Here is a 15,049-nt window from a genome sequence, read left to right on the forward strand (position 1 = left end):
ATTAGTAGGCATACTCCAGAAAAGCGGGTTCAACCGAGCCGCCCCAGACCGTGTTGTACTGGCTGAGCATCTGCTCGGCGGAGGTCGTGCCGCGCGCGACAACTTCCTCCAGCGATGCAAGATAATGCGTCTCGTCAAAGCCTTCGCTGTTCAGCAGCGCGCGGTTTTTCAGGCCAAGGCGCGAAATCGCCAGCACGTCGCGGGAAATGTCGTGCACCGAGCGGTTGCGCAGCGTGGCGCGCAGGCCCTTTGCCGGCACCTCGTCGCGCAGGGCCTGCACTTCCGGGTAGGTCCAATCGCGGGTGAGGGCCTCCGCAGCATCCAGTGCCTCGGCGTCGTAGAGAATGCCGACCCAGAATGCCGGCAGCGCGCAGATACGCCGCCATGGGCCGCCATCGGCGCCGCGCATTTCAAGGAAGCGCTTCAGCCGCACTTCCGGGAACAGCGTTGAAAGGTGGTTCGTCCAGTCGCCCATGTTGGGCGTAGCGTCCGGAATGGCATCTTTCAGCGCGCCGTTCATGAACTGGCGAAAGGTCACATGCGTGCAGTCGTGGTAACGGCCATGGCGCAGGACAAAATACATCGGCACGTCGAGTGCCCATTCCACGTAATCGGCAAAGCCGAAATTTTCGTTGAAGATGAAGGGCAGCACACCGGAGCGGTTGTTGTCCGTATCGCGCCAGATATTGGAGCGCCAGGACAACAGGCCGTTCGGCTTGCCCTCGGTGAACGGCGACATGGCGAACAGCGCCGTGGCGATGGACTGCAGTTTCACCGAAACCTGCATCTTGCGGCGCATGTCGGTTTCCGAGGCGAAGTCGAGATTCACCTGAATGGTGCAGGTGCGGTACATCATGTTCAGCCCGTCCTTGCCGACCTTCGGCATATAGTTGGACATGATGTTGTAGCGGGATTTCGGCATGCGCGGCGTTTCGGCCAGGGACCATTTCGGACTGCCGCCAAGACCCAGGAAGCGGATGCCGAGCGGCTCGGCTATCTCGCGCACCTGCGCCAGATGCGCGTTGGTTTCGCGGCAGGTCTGGTGGATGGTGGACAGCGGTGCGCCCGACAGTTCGAACTGGCCCCCCGGCTCCAGCGAGATCGCGCCCTGTCCGGTCGGCTCGACGAGGCCGATAATATTGCCTTCGTCTATGATCGGTTCCCAGCCCAGTTTCGACTGCATGCCTTCCAGAATGGCGCGGATGCCACGCGGTCCGTCATAGGGAACCGGGCTGTTGTCTTCGGTATAGAACGGGAATTTTTCGTGCTCGGTGCCGATGCGCCATGCGGATTGCGGCTTGGAGCCCTGGGCGAGGTAGGTCGCCAGCTCTTCCGTGCCGGAAAGGGGCGTCTCGTCTGTTGTATCGCGCGCCATGGATGGTGCTTCCCCACTAGAATTTTGAACTTGCGGCGTGATTGGCTGTTTTCGGAAACGAGCGCAAGCAAATTTCGCTGATGCACTCATCAAGAGAATTTGTAACTCACCAATCGCCGATCGTCGCCTGAATAAGCGCGAGTGCGGCAACGGCGGCAGTGTCGGCGCGCAGGATGCGTTGACCCAGCGGAATGGCGGTGACGAACGGCAGCTTGCGCAGGGTTTCGCGCTCCGCATCCGAGAACCCGCCTTCCGGCCCGATGAGAACGCCAAGCGGCCCGCGCGGCAGGCTTTGTAGCAGCGGCAGCGGGTTATGGGTATCATGACCTTCGTCGCAGAAGATCAGGCGCCGGTCCGGATCCCAGCCATCCAGCAGTTTCTCGAGCCTGACCGGCTCGCGCGTTTCCGGGATGGCCAGAACGCCGCATTGCTCCGCCGCTTCGATGGCGTTGGCTTCGATCCGATCCACGCCGATTCTGGCGACCTGCGTGTGCTGGGTAATCACCGGTTGCAAAATGCCAGCACCCATTTCGACGGCCTTTTGCACGAGGTAGTCGAGTCGTCCCTGTTTGAGCGGGGCAAAGCAGTAGATGAGATCGGGTGATTCCGGCTGCCCCCGCGTCAGTTCGAGCGGCTCCAGCGCCAGCTTCTTCCTGCTTTCAAAGCGCAGGGCAGCGCGCCATTCACCATCCCGACCATTGAACACGAGGATTTCATCGCCGTCCTTCATCCGCAGTACATTGGCGAGATAGTTGACGGCTTCCGCCGGGGCGTCCGCCCGCCTGCCGGTCGCCAGATCCGCGGGAATATAAAGCCGTTGCATTCTGTAATTTGCGCGCATGGGAGATGGATGCCAGAGAGGGGATGGGGCGGTCAAGCAGGCGATGTCAGCCGAGAGGCGGCAGGCGCCGTTTCACCGGCGAGGATTTGACGATGGAGGTGTTGGTTTCGGCCTTTTCCGCCAGCCGGTCGAGCAGCGTATCCAGCTGTTCCATGGTGCGGAAATGCAGCTTGCCGACAAAGCAATCGTCGCCCGTCACCTTGTCGCATTCGGTGATTTCAGGCATCTCCTGGATCAGCCGCTCGACAATATGCAGCATGCCGGGCAGGGGCCTGACCCGCACGATGGCTGTCAGATTATAGCCGAGCGCCGCCGGGTCGATATCGACGGTGAAGGCGCGGATCACCTTCTTTTCCTCGAGCCGCCGCAACCTCTCGGACACGCTGGGAGACGAGAGCCCGACTTTCTGGCTCAGTTCCTTCAGCGAGATTCGCGCATCTTCGATCAGGATACCGAGGATGGTCTTGTCCATTTCATCGAGCATAGCAACCTCGTAAGGCAGATCAGGCATTTTGCCTGCATTAAACAGGTCAAGCGAACTTTACGCCTTTTTCCATATATATCAAATTGCCATTGCTCCGAATAGTCTCGTGGTGCGAGACGAAAGGACAAGTAGTATGGAACGGGATATGGCGAGAGGCAGCGTGGAAATGACCGCTGCGATGATGATTTCGGGTACGATCGGCTGGTTCGTGCTGATGTCCGGTCAGCCGGTCTTATCCGTCGTGTTCTGGCGCTGCGCCTTTGGTGCACTGACATTGCTCGGCGTTTGCACCGCACTCGGTCTGCTGCGTCCGAATGTTATTTCTTTGAAGCTGTTCGGCCTTGCTGTTCTTGGCGGCATCGCCATTGTCCTCAACTGGGTTCTGCTCTTTGCCGCCTATTCCCGTGCGTCCATTGCCATTGCGACGACGGTCTACAATGTGCAGCCGTTCATGCTCGTCGTGTTGGGCGCCCTGATCTTCAAGGAGAAGCTGACATTCACCAAGCTGTTCTGGCTGGCTGTCGCCTTTGCCGGGATGCTGCTGATCGTTCAGGCCAAGCCGGGCGGCAATTATACCGGAACGAACTACATGGCCGGTATCGGCCTGTCGCTGGGCGCCGCGTTTCTCTATGCGATTGCATCCATCGTGGCGAAACGGCTGAAGGGCACGCCGCCGCATCTGATCGCGCTGATTCAGGTCTGCGTCGGTATCGTGCTGATGGCGCCGCTTGCTGATTTCAGTGTCATGCCCAATGGCGTTGGCCAATGGGGCAGCATCGTCACGATCGGTGTCGTTCATACGGGATTGATGTACATTCTGCTCTATAGCGCCATCCAGAAGCTGCCGACCCATCTCACGGGATCGTTGTCCTTCATCTATCCCATCGCCGCCATCCTGGTTGACTATTTTGCCTTCGGGCATCAGTTGCAACCGATACAGTTCCTGGGTTCCGCAGCCATTCTCGTCGCAGCGGCCGGCACCAGTCTTGGATGGAAGCTGGGCCGGTCGGTGCCGGCAAGTGTCAAAATCTGATCGCGGATACCACTTGATTGCCATGCTAAATTTGTTCTATATGCATATAAAAAGCATATTATGTCTGACGTATATAGAGCAGGAACATGGAACTCCGCGCACTGAAACGCAGCGAGATCGAACAGGTCTGGACCATCGATCGCCGCGAGATCATTGAAAACCTTTATACGTTGCGGGGCGGCAAGCTCGTCCTGCACGCGGAATATTTTGATGTCCCTGGCTGGGAGGAAGGCGAGGCGGAGAAATACACGCCCCTGCTGCAGGAAAGTTTCGATCGTGGTGGAAAATTCTTCGGCTTTTTCGACGGCGATACACTGGCGGGCGTTGGGGCAGTGGATACCATCTGGCGTGGCCCGGGGAAGGATCTCCTGCAGTTGAGTTTCCTCCATGTCGGCAATGACTATCGCGGCCGGCGCCTGGGTATGCAGCTCTTTGAGCATTGCAAGGATATTGCCAGGGAGATGGGCGCCAGAGGTCTGTACGTTTCTGCGATACCATCCGAAAATACGGTCAATTTTTACCGGCGTCTTGGTTGTGTCGTATCGGAAGCGCCAGACGCGGAGCTGGCGGCCCTGGAGCCGGACGACATCCAATTGGAATGCATTTTCAAATAGAATAATGCATATGAGTTATATTCCCAGAACGACTGGGATATAACCGGCGGCCAAAGCCCGCACTGTCGAGGGTGGAGTCAGCAGGCTGATATCCTTTGTGGGCGGCGGGCAGGCCGCATAGCCATCCCATGACCAGAGATAGGTCTGGCCCCGATGCACCAGATAGGCATTGTCGCCGGAGGCGATCATGCTGCCGTCAGGCAGGTCCAGGATCGCCGTTGCAAGCGGGTGGTGTTTCTTGCCGCCGTTCCCCTCAAGGCGCTCCGCGTGCAGCACACGATCCATTTCCGGCGCCGATGGTTTGGTCGTGCCATCGGCCCATGCCGCCTGAAAAGCCTTCGCCCGTTGCCGCTGGCAATAGAAGCATGGGCGGTGTCCGGCGCTGAGCGCCGTCGCTTCATCGAGGAAGAACAGCTCGGTCCAGCTTTGCCGGGCCATAACTGCGCGCCGGACGTTCCTGAAGTCGCAGACGCAGATGATCCACGCTCTCGTCGACCAGCGCCGTTTCAGCAGGGTGCGGGTTGACGGGTCGTGGATGATGCCGCGATTGCCCATGAAGGTCCCGCGCTTGGAAACGGCGATGATATCGCCGAAGGGTGTGACACGGTTTTGCAGGGGCATTTGATGGCTTCCGGCTGTGAGGGGTCCATGCTATCGCAGGATCATCGTCAATGCGATTATCAGGCAGGTAGAATGCGCGTTCTCGTTGTACAGAATTATCAGAATACCGGATTGGGACTGGTTGGACAGGCCTTGGCGGAGGCAGGTGCACAGATTGATCTCGTGCAGGCCCATACCGGTGAAGCGCTGCCTGCCGATGATGCGGGTTACGACGCACTGATCTCGCTCGGCGGCGATCAGAACGCCCTTGCCGATGAGCAGTTTCCCTATCTTCCCGCGCTTGCCCGGCTGATCCGCCGTTTTGGCGATGCGGACAAGGCGGTGCTTGGCATCTGCCTGGGCAGTCAGCTTGTCGCACGCGGTTACGATGCCGAAAACATTCTCGGACGCCCGCAGGAATTCGGCTGGCATGCGGTCACGGCGACGGCCGAAGCGGCAGCCGATCCCGTGCTGTCCGTTGTTCCCCACACCTTTCCGATCTTCCATTGGCACAGGGATACATTTTCCCTGCCGGAAGGCGCCGTGCATCTCGCCTCGAGCACGATGACCCGCAATCAGGCCTTCCGCATCGGGCGGGCGGTGTACGGCATCCAGTTCCACTTCGAGGCAGACACTGCACTGGTCGAGGAATGGCGGCATGTTTTTCACGACGAGATCATGAGGGGCAACCCGGCCTGGCTTGAAAACTATCCGGCGCGGGTCGCGGAAAGTGGCGCTGCCGCCGATGCCGCGGGTCTTGCTTTGGCGCGCGCCTGGGTCGCACTGATCTAGGGTCAGGATCCATTAATATGATCGAAATGGCGCCAGAAACGGCAAAAAGATGCGAGGAGAGATGCGAAGGGCGGGGTCTTCCCCCCGACCGAGCAGCTCGACACTGCAGCTTGCAGCCGTTTCGGCGTCCGCAGGATATGCTCCATTTGCCCGGCTCCATCGTCGCAAAGGCTCGACAATGAGCCACATTGCCATCGCCTTTGCTCCTTGTATCCAGGCAAATGGCCTCATACCATTTCGACCAGATTAATGGGTCCTGACCCTAGCGGCGGGCGATTCAGTTGCATCTGTGCAACAGGCAAAATTTGAATCAAATTGCCCCGTCGGTATTCATGGGGAGCGTGGCTTTCGTTCACTTGCTGGAAAGAATTGTGCGCTGTAGTTGCCGGGCCGGTTAGCTGGCATGAAGCCAGGCCGTAGAGACTGATGGAAACGCCCGAATGACTATGAAAAGTGCCGCCCTTTTGACCGCAATGATGCTTGCATCGATCCTTTTCATGGGCGCCGAACTGGTATCTGTTGATGCCGGAGGCCGCACCGTATCGAGCGATGGCTACGGAATCAGCTCCGCCTCGCGTTAAGACTTGTTCTAGACAATCGCTTCCAGAAAAGACTTGCCTTCAGCGTCGATCTTGATGGCGCTGAGGCGCCCGCTGGCATAGGCGCCGGTATCGAGATTGACCCGGTTCTGCCGCACTTCCACATCGCTGGCCGGTGTATGGCCATGCACGACAACCTTGGAATGCAACCGGGGATCGTCGAGAAATTCCCAGCGAATCCAGATCAGATCTTCAGGATTTTGCCGGTCGAGATCAACGCCGGGTCTGATGCCTGCGTGACAGAAGAAAAAATCGCCCAGTGTCATCGAGCGCCGCAAACCGCGCAGAAACTCCACATGGGTTGCCGGTACGGCGCGCAGCAGGGCGGAGCGTCCCACCGATACCGAGGCCGGATCGTCAAAATCGATCGTCACGCCATAGGAGCGCGCCGTCTGCCTGCCGCCGTGCCGGGCGAAGATTCCATTTATGTCGCCGGTGGCCAGAAAATCCAGAAATCCGATATCGTGATTGCCCGCCAGCGTCAGCATGCGGTGATTCTTCCTCTGGGCATTGACCAGATGGTCCAGCACCCCCCTGGAATCCGGGCCCCGATCCACATAGTCGCCAAGATGCACCGCCACCCAGTCGAACGGCGGTGACTTGGCGTTTTCAGCCAGAATGCGCCGGTGCATCTCCTGCAACAGATCGAGGCGGCCATGCACGTCGCCGATGGCATAAACCCGCAGGCGGTCGGGACCGCGCGCATGCTTGAAGTCGACTGTCTTCATGGGCGGTCCAGCTCCCTCTGCCTGCGCCGCAGCCGCGACGTTTCCTGCCAGGCATTGCTGCGTGCCGCGTCCTTTTGCGCCTGCTCGATAAAGTCGATGTGCCTGTGCACCGCAGCCCGCGCCCCCTCGGGGTCTGACGCCATGATGGCATCGGCGATGGATGTGTGCTGTAGCAGCAGCTTTTCCCGGGCGCCGGGAAAACCGTAGATGATGGTACGATTGTAGAACACATCATCGGCGAGCAGCCGGTAGCACGACCGCAGCGTGTGCAGCAGAATGATGTTGTGGGCGCATTCCCCGATGGTGCTGTGCAGTTCGACATCCAGCTCGGCTTCCCTTTTGAAGTCATCGGTCTCGAAGGCGCGCTGCATCGCGTCAACGATCCCGCGCAAAAGCAGGCGGTCATCATCCGTTGCCCGGCGGGCGGCATAGTCCGCTGCGATGCTTTCAATCTCCCGGCGATATTCTAGATAGTCCGCCGCGGCCTTCGGATGGCTCGAGATCAGGTCCATGACCGGCTTGGAAAAGACCTCGCCGATGACATCGGCAACGAACGTTCCGCCACCGTGGCGCACGACAAGCAATCCCTTGGCCTCCAGCACTTTGAATGCGCTGCGCAGGATCGGGCGGGATACATCGAATTGTACGGCAAGGTCCCGTTCGCCGGGCAAACGGTCGCCCACGCGCAGAACACCCTCAAGGATCAATGTTTCGATCTGGCTGACGATGTCGTCGGCCGTTCGGGAAGAATGGATGCGGGCAAAGACCGGGCTGCTCATGTTGAAAGTCGTCCGCAGGAGTGATGTGTCGTGCCAGCGTATCGGCAAATCACGAAACTGGTCAATTCTTTGATCCAGTGGGCAAGCGTCGCATAGCCGCAGCCTTCCGGCGCAAAGGAGCATTGAAAGGGCCGGTCATTGCGTTCACCATCTTGTGAACAGTCTATACCAAGGGGCCGATATGAAGGGGAAAAGACTGAAAACCGCAGCGGCGTTTTCAAATTCCGCCACCAGTCCGGGCGTGATGGGCTTTCCGGGGCACGCGGAGCGTTCCGTGGCGCTGGGAGAAGTGCATGCGCGGCCCTATCCATTGATCGATACGCCGCGCATTCTTATCCAGCTTGCATTCATGACCGAGGGCGGTTCCACCGTCGATCATGCGGTTCTGGCGGAACTCAGCCGCAGCATAGGTGTAGCCTCTCCGGCGCGCGATGCCCGCCACCACATCATGCCCTGGGGCAATGGCACGCTGCGCTGGGAGCGGCACACGGAATTCTCGACCTATCTGTGGGAAGGCCCGCTGCCGCGCAACGGCCAGGCAGCACAGCATCCCTTCGGGGAAGGCTTCAATCCGCCCGGCACGGTGATCGACGGTGTGCGGCTGGAGATCATCCGCAAGGACGCGGGCGCCGCGGCTTTGATTGAGGCATTCGATCCGACAAGCCTCTGCTACAGCGATGTCGAGAACGGGCTTGCCTCCATCGTGACGGATTTCCGGCAGGACGGCGACGGAATGACCCGCATTCTCATCCTCGACGATGGCCTGTCGCCCGCCCGCGCCGGCGCCTTGTCGCAGCGTGTGATCGAAATCGAGACCTACCGTACGCTCGCCATGCTCGGACTGCCGCTGGCGCATTCCCTGTCGCCGCGCATCCGCCGCATCGAAGACCGCCTGGCTGGCCTGACGACGGAAATGCGCGCGCCGGATGCCGACAATCACAAACTGCTCGATGAGTTGACATCCCTTGCGGCGGAACTCGAAGCCGATGCGGCCTCGAGCCTCTACCGGTTCGGGGCAAGCCGGGCTTACAATGGCATCGTGCTGGAACGGCTGGCCGCGCTGCAGGAAGAGCCGGTGACCGGTTATGAAACCTGGGCAGCGTTCATCCAGCGGCGCATGGCACCGGCCATGCGCACATGTCATTCCGTCAGCGGAAGACAGGAAAACCTGTCGGAAAAGCTGTCGCGTGCCGCCACGCTGCTGCGCACGTCGGTTGATGTGGAACTGGAACGGCAGAATCGCGATCTCCTGAGCTCGATGGACCGGCGCGCGCAACTGCAATTGCGCCTGCAACGGACGGTGGAAGGCCTGTCGGTGGCCGCGATTTCCTACTATGTCGTTGGTCTGTTCTATTATCTTGCCAAGGGTGCCGAGGCTTATATGCCGGAACTGCACTCGTCGGTTGTCACTGCCGCCTTTGTGCCCATAGCGATCATTGCCATGTGGTTTCTGGTGAAATCGATCCGCAAATCCCACAATGATGACTGATCAGACCCGGTCCCATGGCGCCACGGGGCCGTAAAGGCCCGCGAGATAGTCGATGAACACCCGCACCTTTGCCGGGAGAAACTGCCGCGAGGGATAAATCGCGTAAATCGCGATATTATGCGAAGCAGCATAGTCGGTTAGCACGCGCACCAGCTGGCCGGCGGCAAGTTCCGGCCCGATATCCCAAGTGGAGCGCAAGGCTATGCCAAGCCCGCCAAGCACCGCGGCGCGCACCACCTCGCTGGAATTGGTCAGGATCGGCCCGGTCGGGCGCAGGGATACGCTGCCATCCGGTCCGTTCAACCGCCAGGGGTCGCCGTTGTGGGCGGCGAGGCAGATGTGGTTGTCAAGATCGGCAATGGAGCGCGGGGCTCCGTGTTCTGCGATGTAGCGCGGCGACGCGACAAGATACCGTTGCACCGGCGCAAGTTTGCGCGCGACCAGGCTGGAATCGGACAGTTCGGCAATGCGGATGGCCAGATCATAGCCTTCCCCGACGATATCGACGAATTCATCCGTCAGCACGAGATTGATGGACAGATCGGGATTGGCCCGCATGAAGGGTTCGAGATGCGGCGCAATATGCATGCGCCCGAAGGTGGTCGGCGCCGAGACTTTCAGCAGGCCATGCGCCTGTTCGGAACGGCGCGATACGAAAGCTTCCGCTTCCTCGACGCCCGACAGGATCGCCAGGACCCGCTCGTAATAGCCTTGCCCGGTTTCCGTCAGGGCAATCTGCCGGGTGGTGCGCTGCAGAAGGCGCGTGCCCAGTCGCTCCTCAAGCCGCCGCAGCCGCTTGGAAATGACGGCGGGCGATACGCCGAGCTCCCGTCCTGCCGCCGACATGCTGCCGGATGAAACCACGCGCGCAAAAATTTCCATGTCATTCAGATGATCCATCGGCGCACTCTTTCCGCGGGATCAGCACAAGGTCAAGCCCCTGAAGGGCCTGTCGCCCGGCGATAGGCGATGGCGCGCAGCAGCGGAACGCAGGGAATGTACAGCATCGCACCGGAAATCCAGACAAGGCCGCTCCAGTCGGTCCGTGTGGCGGCGTAGATGGCGGAAAACGCCACCGGCCCGATGATGCCGGTCAGGCTTGTTGCGCTGGCAAGGATGCCCTGAACTTCGCCGAGCCTGGTTTCATCCACCTGCCGCGTGATGATCGACTGGAGCGCGGGGCTGGCAATGCCGCCCATGGACAGGAAGACAAGGATCGGCAGGACCATCCAGCTCCCGCTCGCAAAGGCCATCAGCACATAGCCGATGCCATCCATGCCCATTCCGAGGATCAGCGTGCGCCTTTCGCCGAGCTTTTCAGTGATGGGACCGGTAAGCAGCCCCTGGACGAGCGCGTGGCACAGGCCGAATGCGGCAAGTGAGAGACCGACAGTCGAAACGCTCCAGGCGAACCGGTCCTGCGTGTAGATGATCCACAGCGCTGCGGGGACCTGACCGACGAGCTGCATCAGGGTGAACACGACAATGAGCGGCGTCAGGCTTTTGATGCCGGTCGCCCAGCGGAAACCGCCGAGCGGATTGAAGTTTTGGATCGCAAGTGGCGTTTTCACACCTTTGCCGGTTTCAGGCAGGAAGAAGAGTGCGAGCAGGAAGTTGACGCCGTTGAGCGCCATCGCCAGCAGAAACGGGTAGTGGATGCCGAATCCTCCAGCAATGCCGCCGAGCAGGGGACCGGCGATGAAACCGAGGCCGAAGCAGGCGCCGATCATGCCGAAGCGCTGTGCGCGGCCGTCTTCCGGGGTGATATCCGCGACGGCAGCGCTTGCGACGGACATGGTTGCGCCGGTGACACCCGAAATGACACGGCCGATATAGAGCAGCGGCAGCACCATGGCCGACGCCATGACCAGATAATCCAGCGTCGCCCCGGCCAGGGAGACAAGGATCACCGGCCGCCGGCCGAAACGGTCGCTCAGCGCCCCCAGAAGCGGCGCGCACAGAAACTGCATCAGCGCATACAGAGCAAGGAGAACGCCGTAATGCGCGGCAACGTTGTCCGCATGCGTCAGCCCCGTCAGCAATTCCGGCAGGACCGGCATGATCATGCCCACGCCGACAGCATCAAGGGTAACGGTCGTCAGAATCACGATCAGGGATTTGTCGAAAGTCATGGATAACTCTTATTTATCTTTGATAAGTAACTGGACGCATATCACTTATCGGTGATAAATTGTCAAGCATGGCAAAACGAAGTGATATCAAATTGCAGCGCGAGGCGGTCATACGAGCCGCTCTGGATCTGCTCGGCGAAACCGGGGTCGATGGCCTGACCACAAGACGCATTGCGGCGGCTCTGGGTGTCCAGCAGCCGGCATTGTACTGGCATTTCAAGGACAAGGCTGCTTTGCTCGATGCGCTGGCCGAGACCATCCTGATGGAAAACCACAGCCGCTCCCTGCCGCTGCCGGATGAAGACTGGCGGCATTTCCTGATCGAGAATGCGCGCAGCTTCCGGCGTGCCCTGCTCGCCTACCGCGACGGGGCCAGGGTCCATGCCGGGTCGCGTCCCAGTCCGGCGCTCTATCCCGCTGCGGAAGCGCAGCTCGGTTTCATGGTTGCCGCGGGATTTGATATTGTGGCGGCCGGGTACATCCTGCAGGCGGCCGGGCATTATGTCGTCGGTTCGGTGCTCGAACAGCAGGCCGCCATGGCAGCAAACGGACGGCTGGACCAGGGGACAGGGGCCGATCTGGCATCGGAAATAGGCGCGCAGTTTCCGCTGCTCGGTCAAGCCTTCGGGAAGCTCGACAATGTCTCGCCGGATGAAGGTTTTGAATTCGGGCTTGTCGCGCTCGTTGCGGGCTTTGAAAGTCTGCTGTGAGACGCGTCACTTTGGCTGTGTGCCACCTCCGTTCAACAGTTTAGACTGTTTACAAACTCGAATGGACACTGGTAAACATAATTTACCAGTTGAAGGAGTTTGCTGGGAGGAGGTTTCATGTCCGGATTGGTGATGCCGAAGGCCGATGCGGCGACCATGTCGCGCCGCAAGGAGATCGTTGCTGCCTTGCAGGCCATCGTTCCGGGTGAAGGCGTTGTCGACGTTACCAACGAAATGCGGGCGTTCGAATCCGATGCACTGACCGCCTATCGCCAGCTTCCGCTCGTCGTCGTGCTGCCGCAGACCGTGCGGCAGGTTTCGCAAATCCTGAAATATTGCCACGACAACACTGTGAAGGTCGTGCCGCGCGGGTCGGGAACATCGCTGTCCGGCGGCGCCCTGCCGCTCGAAGACGCGGTGCTGCTGGTCATGTCGCGTTTCAACCGCATCCTTGAAATCGATTATCCGAACCGTGTCGCTGTCGTGCAGCCGGGCGTGACCAATCTCGGCATCACCAAGGCGGTGGAGCACGAAGGTTTCTATTACGCGCCGGACCCCTCATCGCAGATCGCCTGTTCGATCGGCGGCAATGTCGCGGAAAATTCCGGTGGCGTGCATTGCCTGAAATACGGGCTCACGGCCAACAATGTCCTCGGGCTGGAGATGGTTCTGATTAGCGGCGAGGTCGTGCGGCTTGGCGGCAAGCATCTCGATTCGGAAGGCTATGACCTGCTCGGCCTGATGACCGGCTCGGAAGGGCTGCTCGGCGTGGTGACGGAAGTCACCGTCCGCATCCTGCAAAAGCCCGCAACGGCGCGGGCCTTGATGGTCGGTTTCCCCTCAAGCGAAACCGCCGGGCAATGCGTTGCCGATATCATCGCTGCGGGCATCATTCCGGGGGGCATGGAAATGATGGATCGTCCGGCGATCCACGCCGCCGAGGATTTCGTCCATGCGGGCTACCCGCTTGACGTGGAAGCTCTGCTGATCATCGAACTCGACGGGCCGGCGGTGGAGGTCAACCACCTGATCGACATGGTCGAGCAAATCGCCCGCACGAACGGCGCTTCCTCCTGCATCATATCGCAGAGTGAAGAGGAGAGGATGGCGTTCTGGGCAGGCCGCAAGGCGGCGTTTCCGGCCGTCGGGCGCATTTCACCGGATTACCTCTGCATGGACGGCACGATCCCGCGCAAGGAACTGCCGCAGGTTCTGGCGGGCATGCGCGCGCTTTCGGAAAAATACGGGCTGCGCGTCGCCAATGTCTTTCACGCGGGAGACGGCAATCTGCATCCGCTCATTCTTTACGATGCCAATATTCCCGATGAACTGCGCAAGGCCGAAGATTTTGGCGCCGATATCCTGCGGCTGTGCGTCAAGGTGGGCGGCGTTCTCACCGGTGAACATGGCGTGGGTGTCGAGAAACGTGAGCTGATGCCGGAAATGTTCAACGAGATCGATCTCAACCAGCAGATCCGCGTGAAATGCGCCTTCGACGACAAGCACCTGCTCAACCCTGGAAAGGTTTTTCCGCAGTTGCATCGCTGTGCCGAATTGGGGCGGATGCATGTGCATCGCGGCCAGGTGCCCTTTCCCGATATTCCGAGATTCTGATCGATGCTGTTGAAGATATACACGTTTGAGACCATGGCGCGCTGACATGACCATATTGACCCCTTCAACCGAGACCGAAATTGTCGAGGCGGTGCAATGGGCATTGTCCGAGGGCGCGCCGGTGGAAGTCTGCGGCCATGGGTCGAAGCGCGGGCTTGGCCGTCCGCTGCAGACCGAGCACACGATTGCCCTGTCGAACCATTCCGGCGTGACGCTCTATGAACCGGATGAACTGGTATTGAGCGCCAGGGCGGGAACACCCATCGCCGAGCTGGAAGCCCTGCTTGCCTCCAAGGGCCAGGCCTTTCAGTTCGAGCCCATGGATTACGGACCCTTGCTGGGACAGGCGGCGGGGCAGGGCAGTCTTGGCGGCGTCCTTGCCACCAATCTGTGCGGTCCGCGCCGGTTGAAAGCGGGATCCGCCCGCGATCACGTGCTGGGCGTGCGCGTCGTCTCGGGGCGCGGCGAACTGTTCAAATCAGGCGGCCGGGTGGTCAAGAACGTGACCGGCTATGATCTGTCCAAGGGCATGGCCAATTCCTGGGGCACCCTTGGCATTGCAACGGAAATCACCTTCAAGGTTTTGCCTGCGCCGGAGACGGAGACGACACTGGTCGTTCGCGGCCTGATGGATGACGAGGCCGCACGGGCCATGGCCATCGCCATGGGGTCGAGCGGCGAGGTGGCGTCTGCCGCGCATTTGCCGGTGAACATTTGCGGACGGATTATCGACGGCGTTCTGAAAGGCGAGTCTTCGACGCTGCTCCGGCTGGAGGGCTTTGCCCCCTCCGTTGCCGACCGTGTGGCGATGCTGCGGGGCCTGCTGTCGTCCGCCGGTGCCATCGAGGAAATTTCCGGGGAGATATCACGCAAGCTCTGGCAGGAAGTGCGCGATGTCATTCCGTTCGCCGATGGAACCGAGCGGCCGGTCTGGCGCGTGTCCATGGCACCGATGGAGGCCCACAAGCTGGTAGCATCCATGCGCATGGGCGCTGCGGCCGACGCCTATTATGACTGGCAGGGCGGACTCATCTGGATGCGGCTCGACGGAGAGCCCGAAGCGGAGGCAGTCCGGGCGCTCATCCGCAAATATGGCGGCGGCCATGCCACGCTGGTGCGCGCGCCCGACGCGGTCCGCGCGGCCACCCCCGTCTTCGAACCGCAGCCCGCAGCTCTGGCGGCCCTGTCGAAGCGGCTGAAACAGCAGTTTGACCCGGACGGTATCCTCAATCCCGGCCGCATGGTTGCAGGAGTGTAGC

16 protein-coding genes are annotated in these 15,049 nt (G+C 60.5%); 8 read left to right on the plus strand and 8 right to left on the minus strand.

Annotated elements, in window-relative coordinates; all coding sequences use genetic code 11:
- Position 1 precedes the first annotated feature (1 nt).
- The 3 genes from ACP7B1_RS06340 to ACP7B1_RS06350 all read right to left on the minus strand — a co-directional run bounded on the left by ACP7B1_RS06340 (position 2) and on the right by ACP7B1_RS06350 (position 2,727).
- Positions 2 to 1,375, minus strand: coding sequence for a glutamate--cysteine ligase (locus ACP7B1_RS06340; protein WP_403170040.1), 1,374 nt, complete (start codon positions 1,373 to 1,375; stop codon positions 2 to 4).
- Positions 1,376 to 1,481: 106 nt separating this feature from the next.
- Positions 1,482 to 2,216 carry a 16S rRNA (uracil(1498)-N(3))-methyltransferase gene (locus ACP7B1_RS06345; protein WP_346307544.1) on the minus strand — a complete coding sequence of 245 codons (735 nt, stop codon included), beginning with the start codon at positions 2,214 to 2,216 and terminating at the stop codon, positions 1,482 to 1,484.
- Positions 2,217 to 2,262: 46 nt separating this feature from the next.
- Positions 2,263 to 2,727, minus strand: coding sequence for an Lrp/AsnC family transcriptional regulator (locus tag ACP7B1_RS06350; RefSeq protein WP_346307543.1), 465 nt, complete (start codon positions 2,725 to 2,727; stop codon positions 2,263 to 2,265).
- 106 nt (positions 2,728 to 2,833) lie between these two features.
- Here ACP7B1_RS06350 and ACP7B1_RS06355 point away from each other — a divergent pair, with 106 nt between their 5' ends.
- Together ACP7B1_RS06355 and ACP7B1_RS06360 are read left to right on the plus strand one after the other, a co-directional pair.
- Positions 2,834 to 3,733, plus strand: a complete 900-nt coding sequence (locus ACP7B1_RS06355) for a DMT family transporter (RefSeq protein WP_346307542.1) — start codon at positions 2,834 to 2,836, stop codon at positions 3,731 to 3,733.
- An 86-nt stretch (positions 3,734 to 3,819) separates the two neighbouring features.
- Positions 3,820 to 4,347, plus strand: coding sequence for a GNAT family N-acetyltransferase (locus tag ACP7B1_RS06360; RefSeq protein ID WP_346307541.1), 528 nt, complete (start codon positions 3,820 to 3,822; stop codon positions 4,345 to 4,347).
- 15 nt (positions 4,348 to 4,362) lie between these two features.
- On the opposite strand, the gene ACP7B1_RS06365 is transcribed toward ACP7B1_RS06360, so the two are convergent.
- Positions 4,363 to 4,968 (minus strand): hypothetical protein, encoded by a 606-nt coding sequence (locus ACP7B1_RS06365; protein WP_346307540.1) that lies wholly within the window; start codon positions 4,966 to 4,968, stop codon positions 4,363 to 4,365.
- Between the two features lie 72 nt (positions 4,969 to 5,040).
- On the opposite strand from ACP7B1_RS06365, the gene ACP7B1_RS06370 reads away from it, so the two are divergent.
- Together ACP7B1_RS06370 and ACP7B1_RS06375 are read left to right on the plus strand one after the other, a co-directional pair.
- Entirely contained in the window at positions 5,041 to 5,739 is a 699-nt protein-coding gene (locus ACP7B1_RS06370; RefSeq protein WP_346307539.1) for a type 1 glutamine amidotransferase, read from the plus strand.
- A 440-nt stretch (positions 5,740 to 6,179) separates the two neighbouring features.
- The gene (locus ACP7B1_RS06375; protein ID WP_165401767.1) at positions 6,180 to 6,320 is read left to right on the plus strand and encodes a hypothetical protein; all 141 of its coding nucleotides are present in this window, start codon (positions 6,180 to 6,182) and stop codon (positions 6,318 to 6,320) included.
- Between the two features lie 8 nt (positions 6,321 to 6,328).
- Here ACP7B1_RS06375 and ACP7B1_RS06380 read toward each other — a convergent pair whose 3' ends face one another.
- Together ACP7B1_RS06380 and ACP7B1_RS06385 are read right to left on the minus strand one after the other, a co-directional pair.
- The gene (locus ACP7B1_RS06380; RefSeq protein ID WP_346307538.1) at positions 6,329 to 7,066 is read right to left on the minus strand and encodes a metallophosphoesterase; all 738 of its coding nucleotides are present in this window, start codon (positions 7,064 to 7,066) and stop codon (positions 6,329 to 6,331) included.
- Entirely contained in the window at positions 7,063 to 7,845 is a 783-nt protein-coding gene (locus ACP7B1_RS06385; protein ID WP_346307537.1) for an FCD domain-containing protein, read from the minus strand. The genes ACP7B1_RS06380 and ACP7B1_RS06385 overlap by 4 nt, the downstream gene beginning before the upstream one ends.
- A gap of 181 nt (positions 7,846 to 8,026) precedes the next feature.
- On the opposite strand from ACP7B1_RS06385, the gene ACP7B1_RS06390 reads away from it, so the two are divergent.
- Complete coding sequence (locus tag ACP7B1_RS06390; protein WP_403170059.1) at positions 8,027 to 9,334, plus strand: DUF3422 family protein; 1,308 nt, start codon at positions 8,027 to 8,029, stop codon at positions 9,332 to 9,334.
- Here ACP7B1_RS06390 and ACP7B1_RS06395 read toward each other — a convergent pair whose 3' ends face one another.
- The gene (locus ACP7B1_RS06395; protein WP_223611704.1) at positions 9,335 to 10,234 is read right to left on the minus strand and encodes a LysR family transcriptional regulator; all 900 of its coding nucleotides are present in this window, start codon (positions 10,232 to 10,234) and stop codon (positions 9,335 to 9,337) included. It lies immediately after the preceding gene.
- Between the two features lie 32 nt (positions 10,235 to 10,266).
- A complete protein-coding gene (tet, locus tag ACP7B1_RS06400) occupies positions 10,267 to 11,466 on the minus strand; it encodes a Tet(A)/Tet(B)/Tet(C) family tetracycline efflux MFS transporter (RefSeq protein ID WP_346307535.1) in 1,200 nt (399 codons plus the stop codon).
- A gap of 68 nt (positions 11,467 to 11,534) precedes the next feature.
- On the opposite strand from tet, the gene ACP7B1_RS06405 reads away from it, so the two are divergent.
- The 3 genes from ACP7B1_RS06405 (at position 11,535) to glcE (ending at position 15,048) form a co-directional block, all read left to right on the plus strand.
- Positions 11,535 to 12,176 (plus strand): TetR/AcrR family transcriptional regulator C-terminal domain-containing protein, encoded by a 642-nt coding sequence (locus ACP7B1_RS06405; protein WP_346307534.1) that lies wholly within the window; start codon positions 11,535 to 11,537, stop codon positions 12,174 to 12,176.
- A 117-nt stretch (positions 12,177 to 12,293) separates the two neighbouring features.
- Positions 12,294 to 13,790 (plus strand): FAD-linked oxidase C-terminal domain-containing protein, encoded by a 1,497-nt coding sequence (locus ACP7B1_RS06410; RefSeq protein ID WP_346307533.1) that lies wholly within the window; start codon positions 12,294 to 12,296, stop codon positions 13,788 to 13,790.
- A 46-nt stretch (positions 13,791 to 13,836) separates the two neighbouring features.
- Entirely contained in the window at positions 13,837 to 15,048 is a 1,212-nt protein-coding gene (gene glcE, locus ACP7B1_RS06415; protein ID WP_346307532.1) for a glycolate oxidase subunit GlcE, read from the plus strand.
- The last annotated feature ends 1 nt before the right edge of the window (position 15,049 follow it).

The sequence above is a fragment of the Phyllobacterium sp. SL163 genome (assembly GCF_049896885.1).
Classification (GTDB): domain Bacteria; phylum Pseudomonadota; class Alphaproteobacteria; order Rhizobiales; family Rhizobiaceae; genus Phyllobacterium; species Phyllobacterium calauticae.

Coding starts and splice junctions, on each gene's coding strand:
- ACP7B1_RS06405 (WP_346307534.1), top strand. CDS start 11,535: ATGGCAAAACGAAGTGATATCAAATTGCAGCGCGAGGCGGTCATACGA.
- ACP7B1_RS06375 (WP_165401767.1), top strand. CDS start 6,180: ATGACTATGAAAAGTGCCGCCCTTTTGACCGCAATGATGCTTGCATCG.
- ACP7B1_RS06380 (WP_346307538.1), bottom strand. CDS start 7,066: ATGAAGACAGTCGACTTCAAGCATGCGCGCGGTCCCGACCGCCTGCGG.
- glcE (WP_346307532.1), top strand. CDS start 13,837: ATGACCATATTGACCCCTTCAACCGAGACCGAAATTGTCGAGGCGGTG.
- ACP7B1_RS06350 (WP_346307543.1), bottom strand. CDS start 2,727: ATGCCTGATCTGCCTTACGAGGTTGCTATGCTCGATGAAATGGACAAG.
- ACP7B1_RS06355 (WP_346307542.1), top strand. CDS start 2,834: ATGGAACGGGATATGGCGAGAGGCAGCGTGGAAATGACCGCTGCGATG.
- ACP7B1_RS06365 (WP_346307540.1), bottom strand. CDS start 4,968: ATGCCCCTGCAAAACCGTGTCACACCCTTCGGCGATATCATCGCCGTT.
- tet (WP_346307535.1), bottom strand. CDS start 11,466: ATGACTTTCGACAAATCCCTGATCGTGATTCTGACGACCGTTACCCTT.
- ACP7B1_RS06410 (WP_346307533.1), top strand. CDS start 12,294: ATGTCCGGATTGGTGATGCCGAAGGCCGATGCGGCGACCATGTCGCGC.
- ACP7B1_RS06395 (WP_223611704.1), bottom strand. CDS start 10,234: ATGGATCATCTGAATGACATGGAAATTTTTGCGCGCGTGGTTTCATCC.
- ACP7B1_RS06340 (WP_403170040.1), bottom strand. CDS start 1,375: ATGGCGCGCGATACAACAGACGAGACGCCCCTTTCCGGCACGGAAGAG.
- ACP7B1_RS06370 (WP_346307539.1), top strand. CDS start 5,041: ATGCGCGTTCTCGTTGTACAGAATTATCAGAATACCGGATTGGGACTG.
- ACP7B1_RS06390 (WP_403170059.1), top strand. CDS start 8,027: ATGAAGGGGAAAAGACTGAAAACCGCAGCGGCGTTTTCAAATTCCGCC.
- ACP7B1_RS06385 (WP_346307537.1), bottom strand. CDS start 7,845: ATGAGCAGCCCGGTCTTTGCCCGCATCCATTCTTCCCGAACGGCCGAC.
- ACP7B1_RS06360 (WP_346307541.1), top strand. CDS start 3,820: ATGGAACTCCGCGCACTGAAACGCAGCGAGATCGAACAGGTCTGGACC.
- ACP7B1_RS06345 (WP_346307544.1), bottom strand. CDS start 2,216: ATGCGCGCAAATTACAGAATGCAACGGCTTTATATTCCCGCGGATCTG.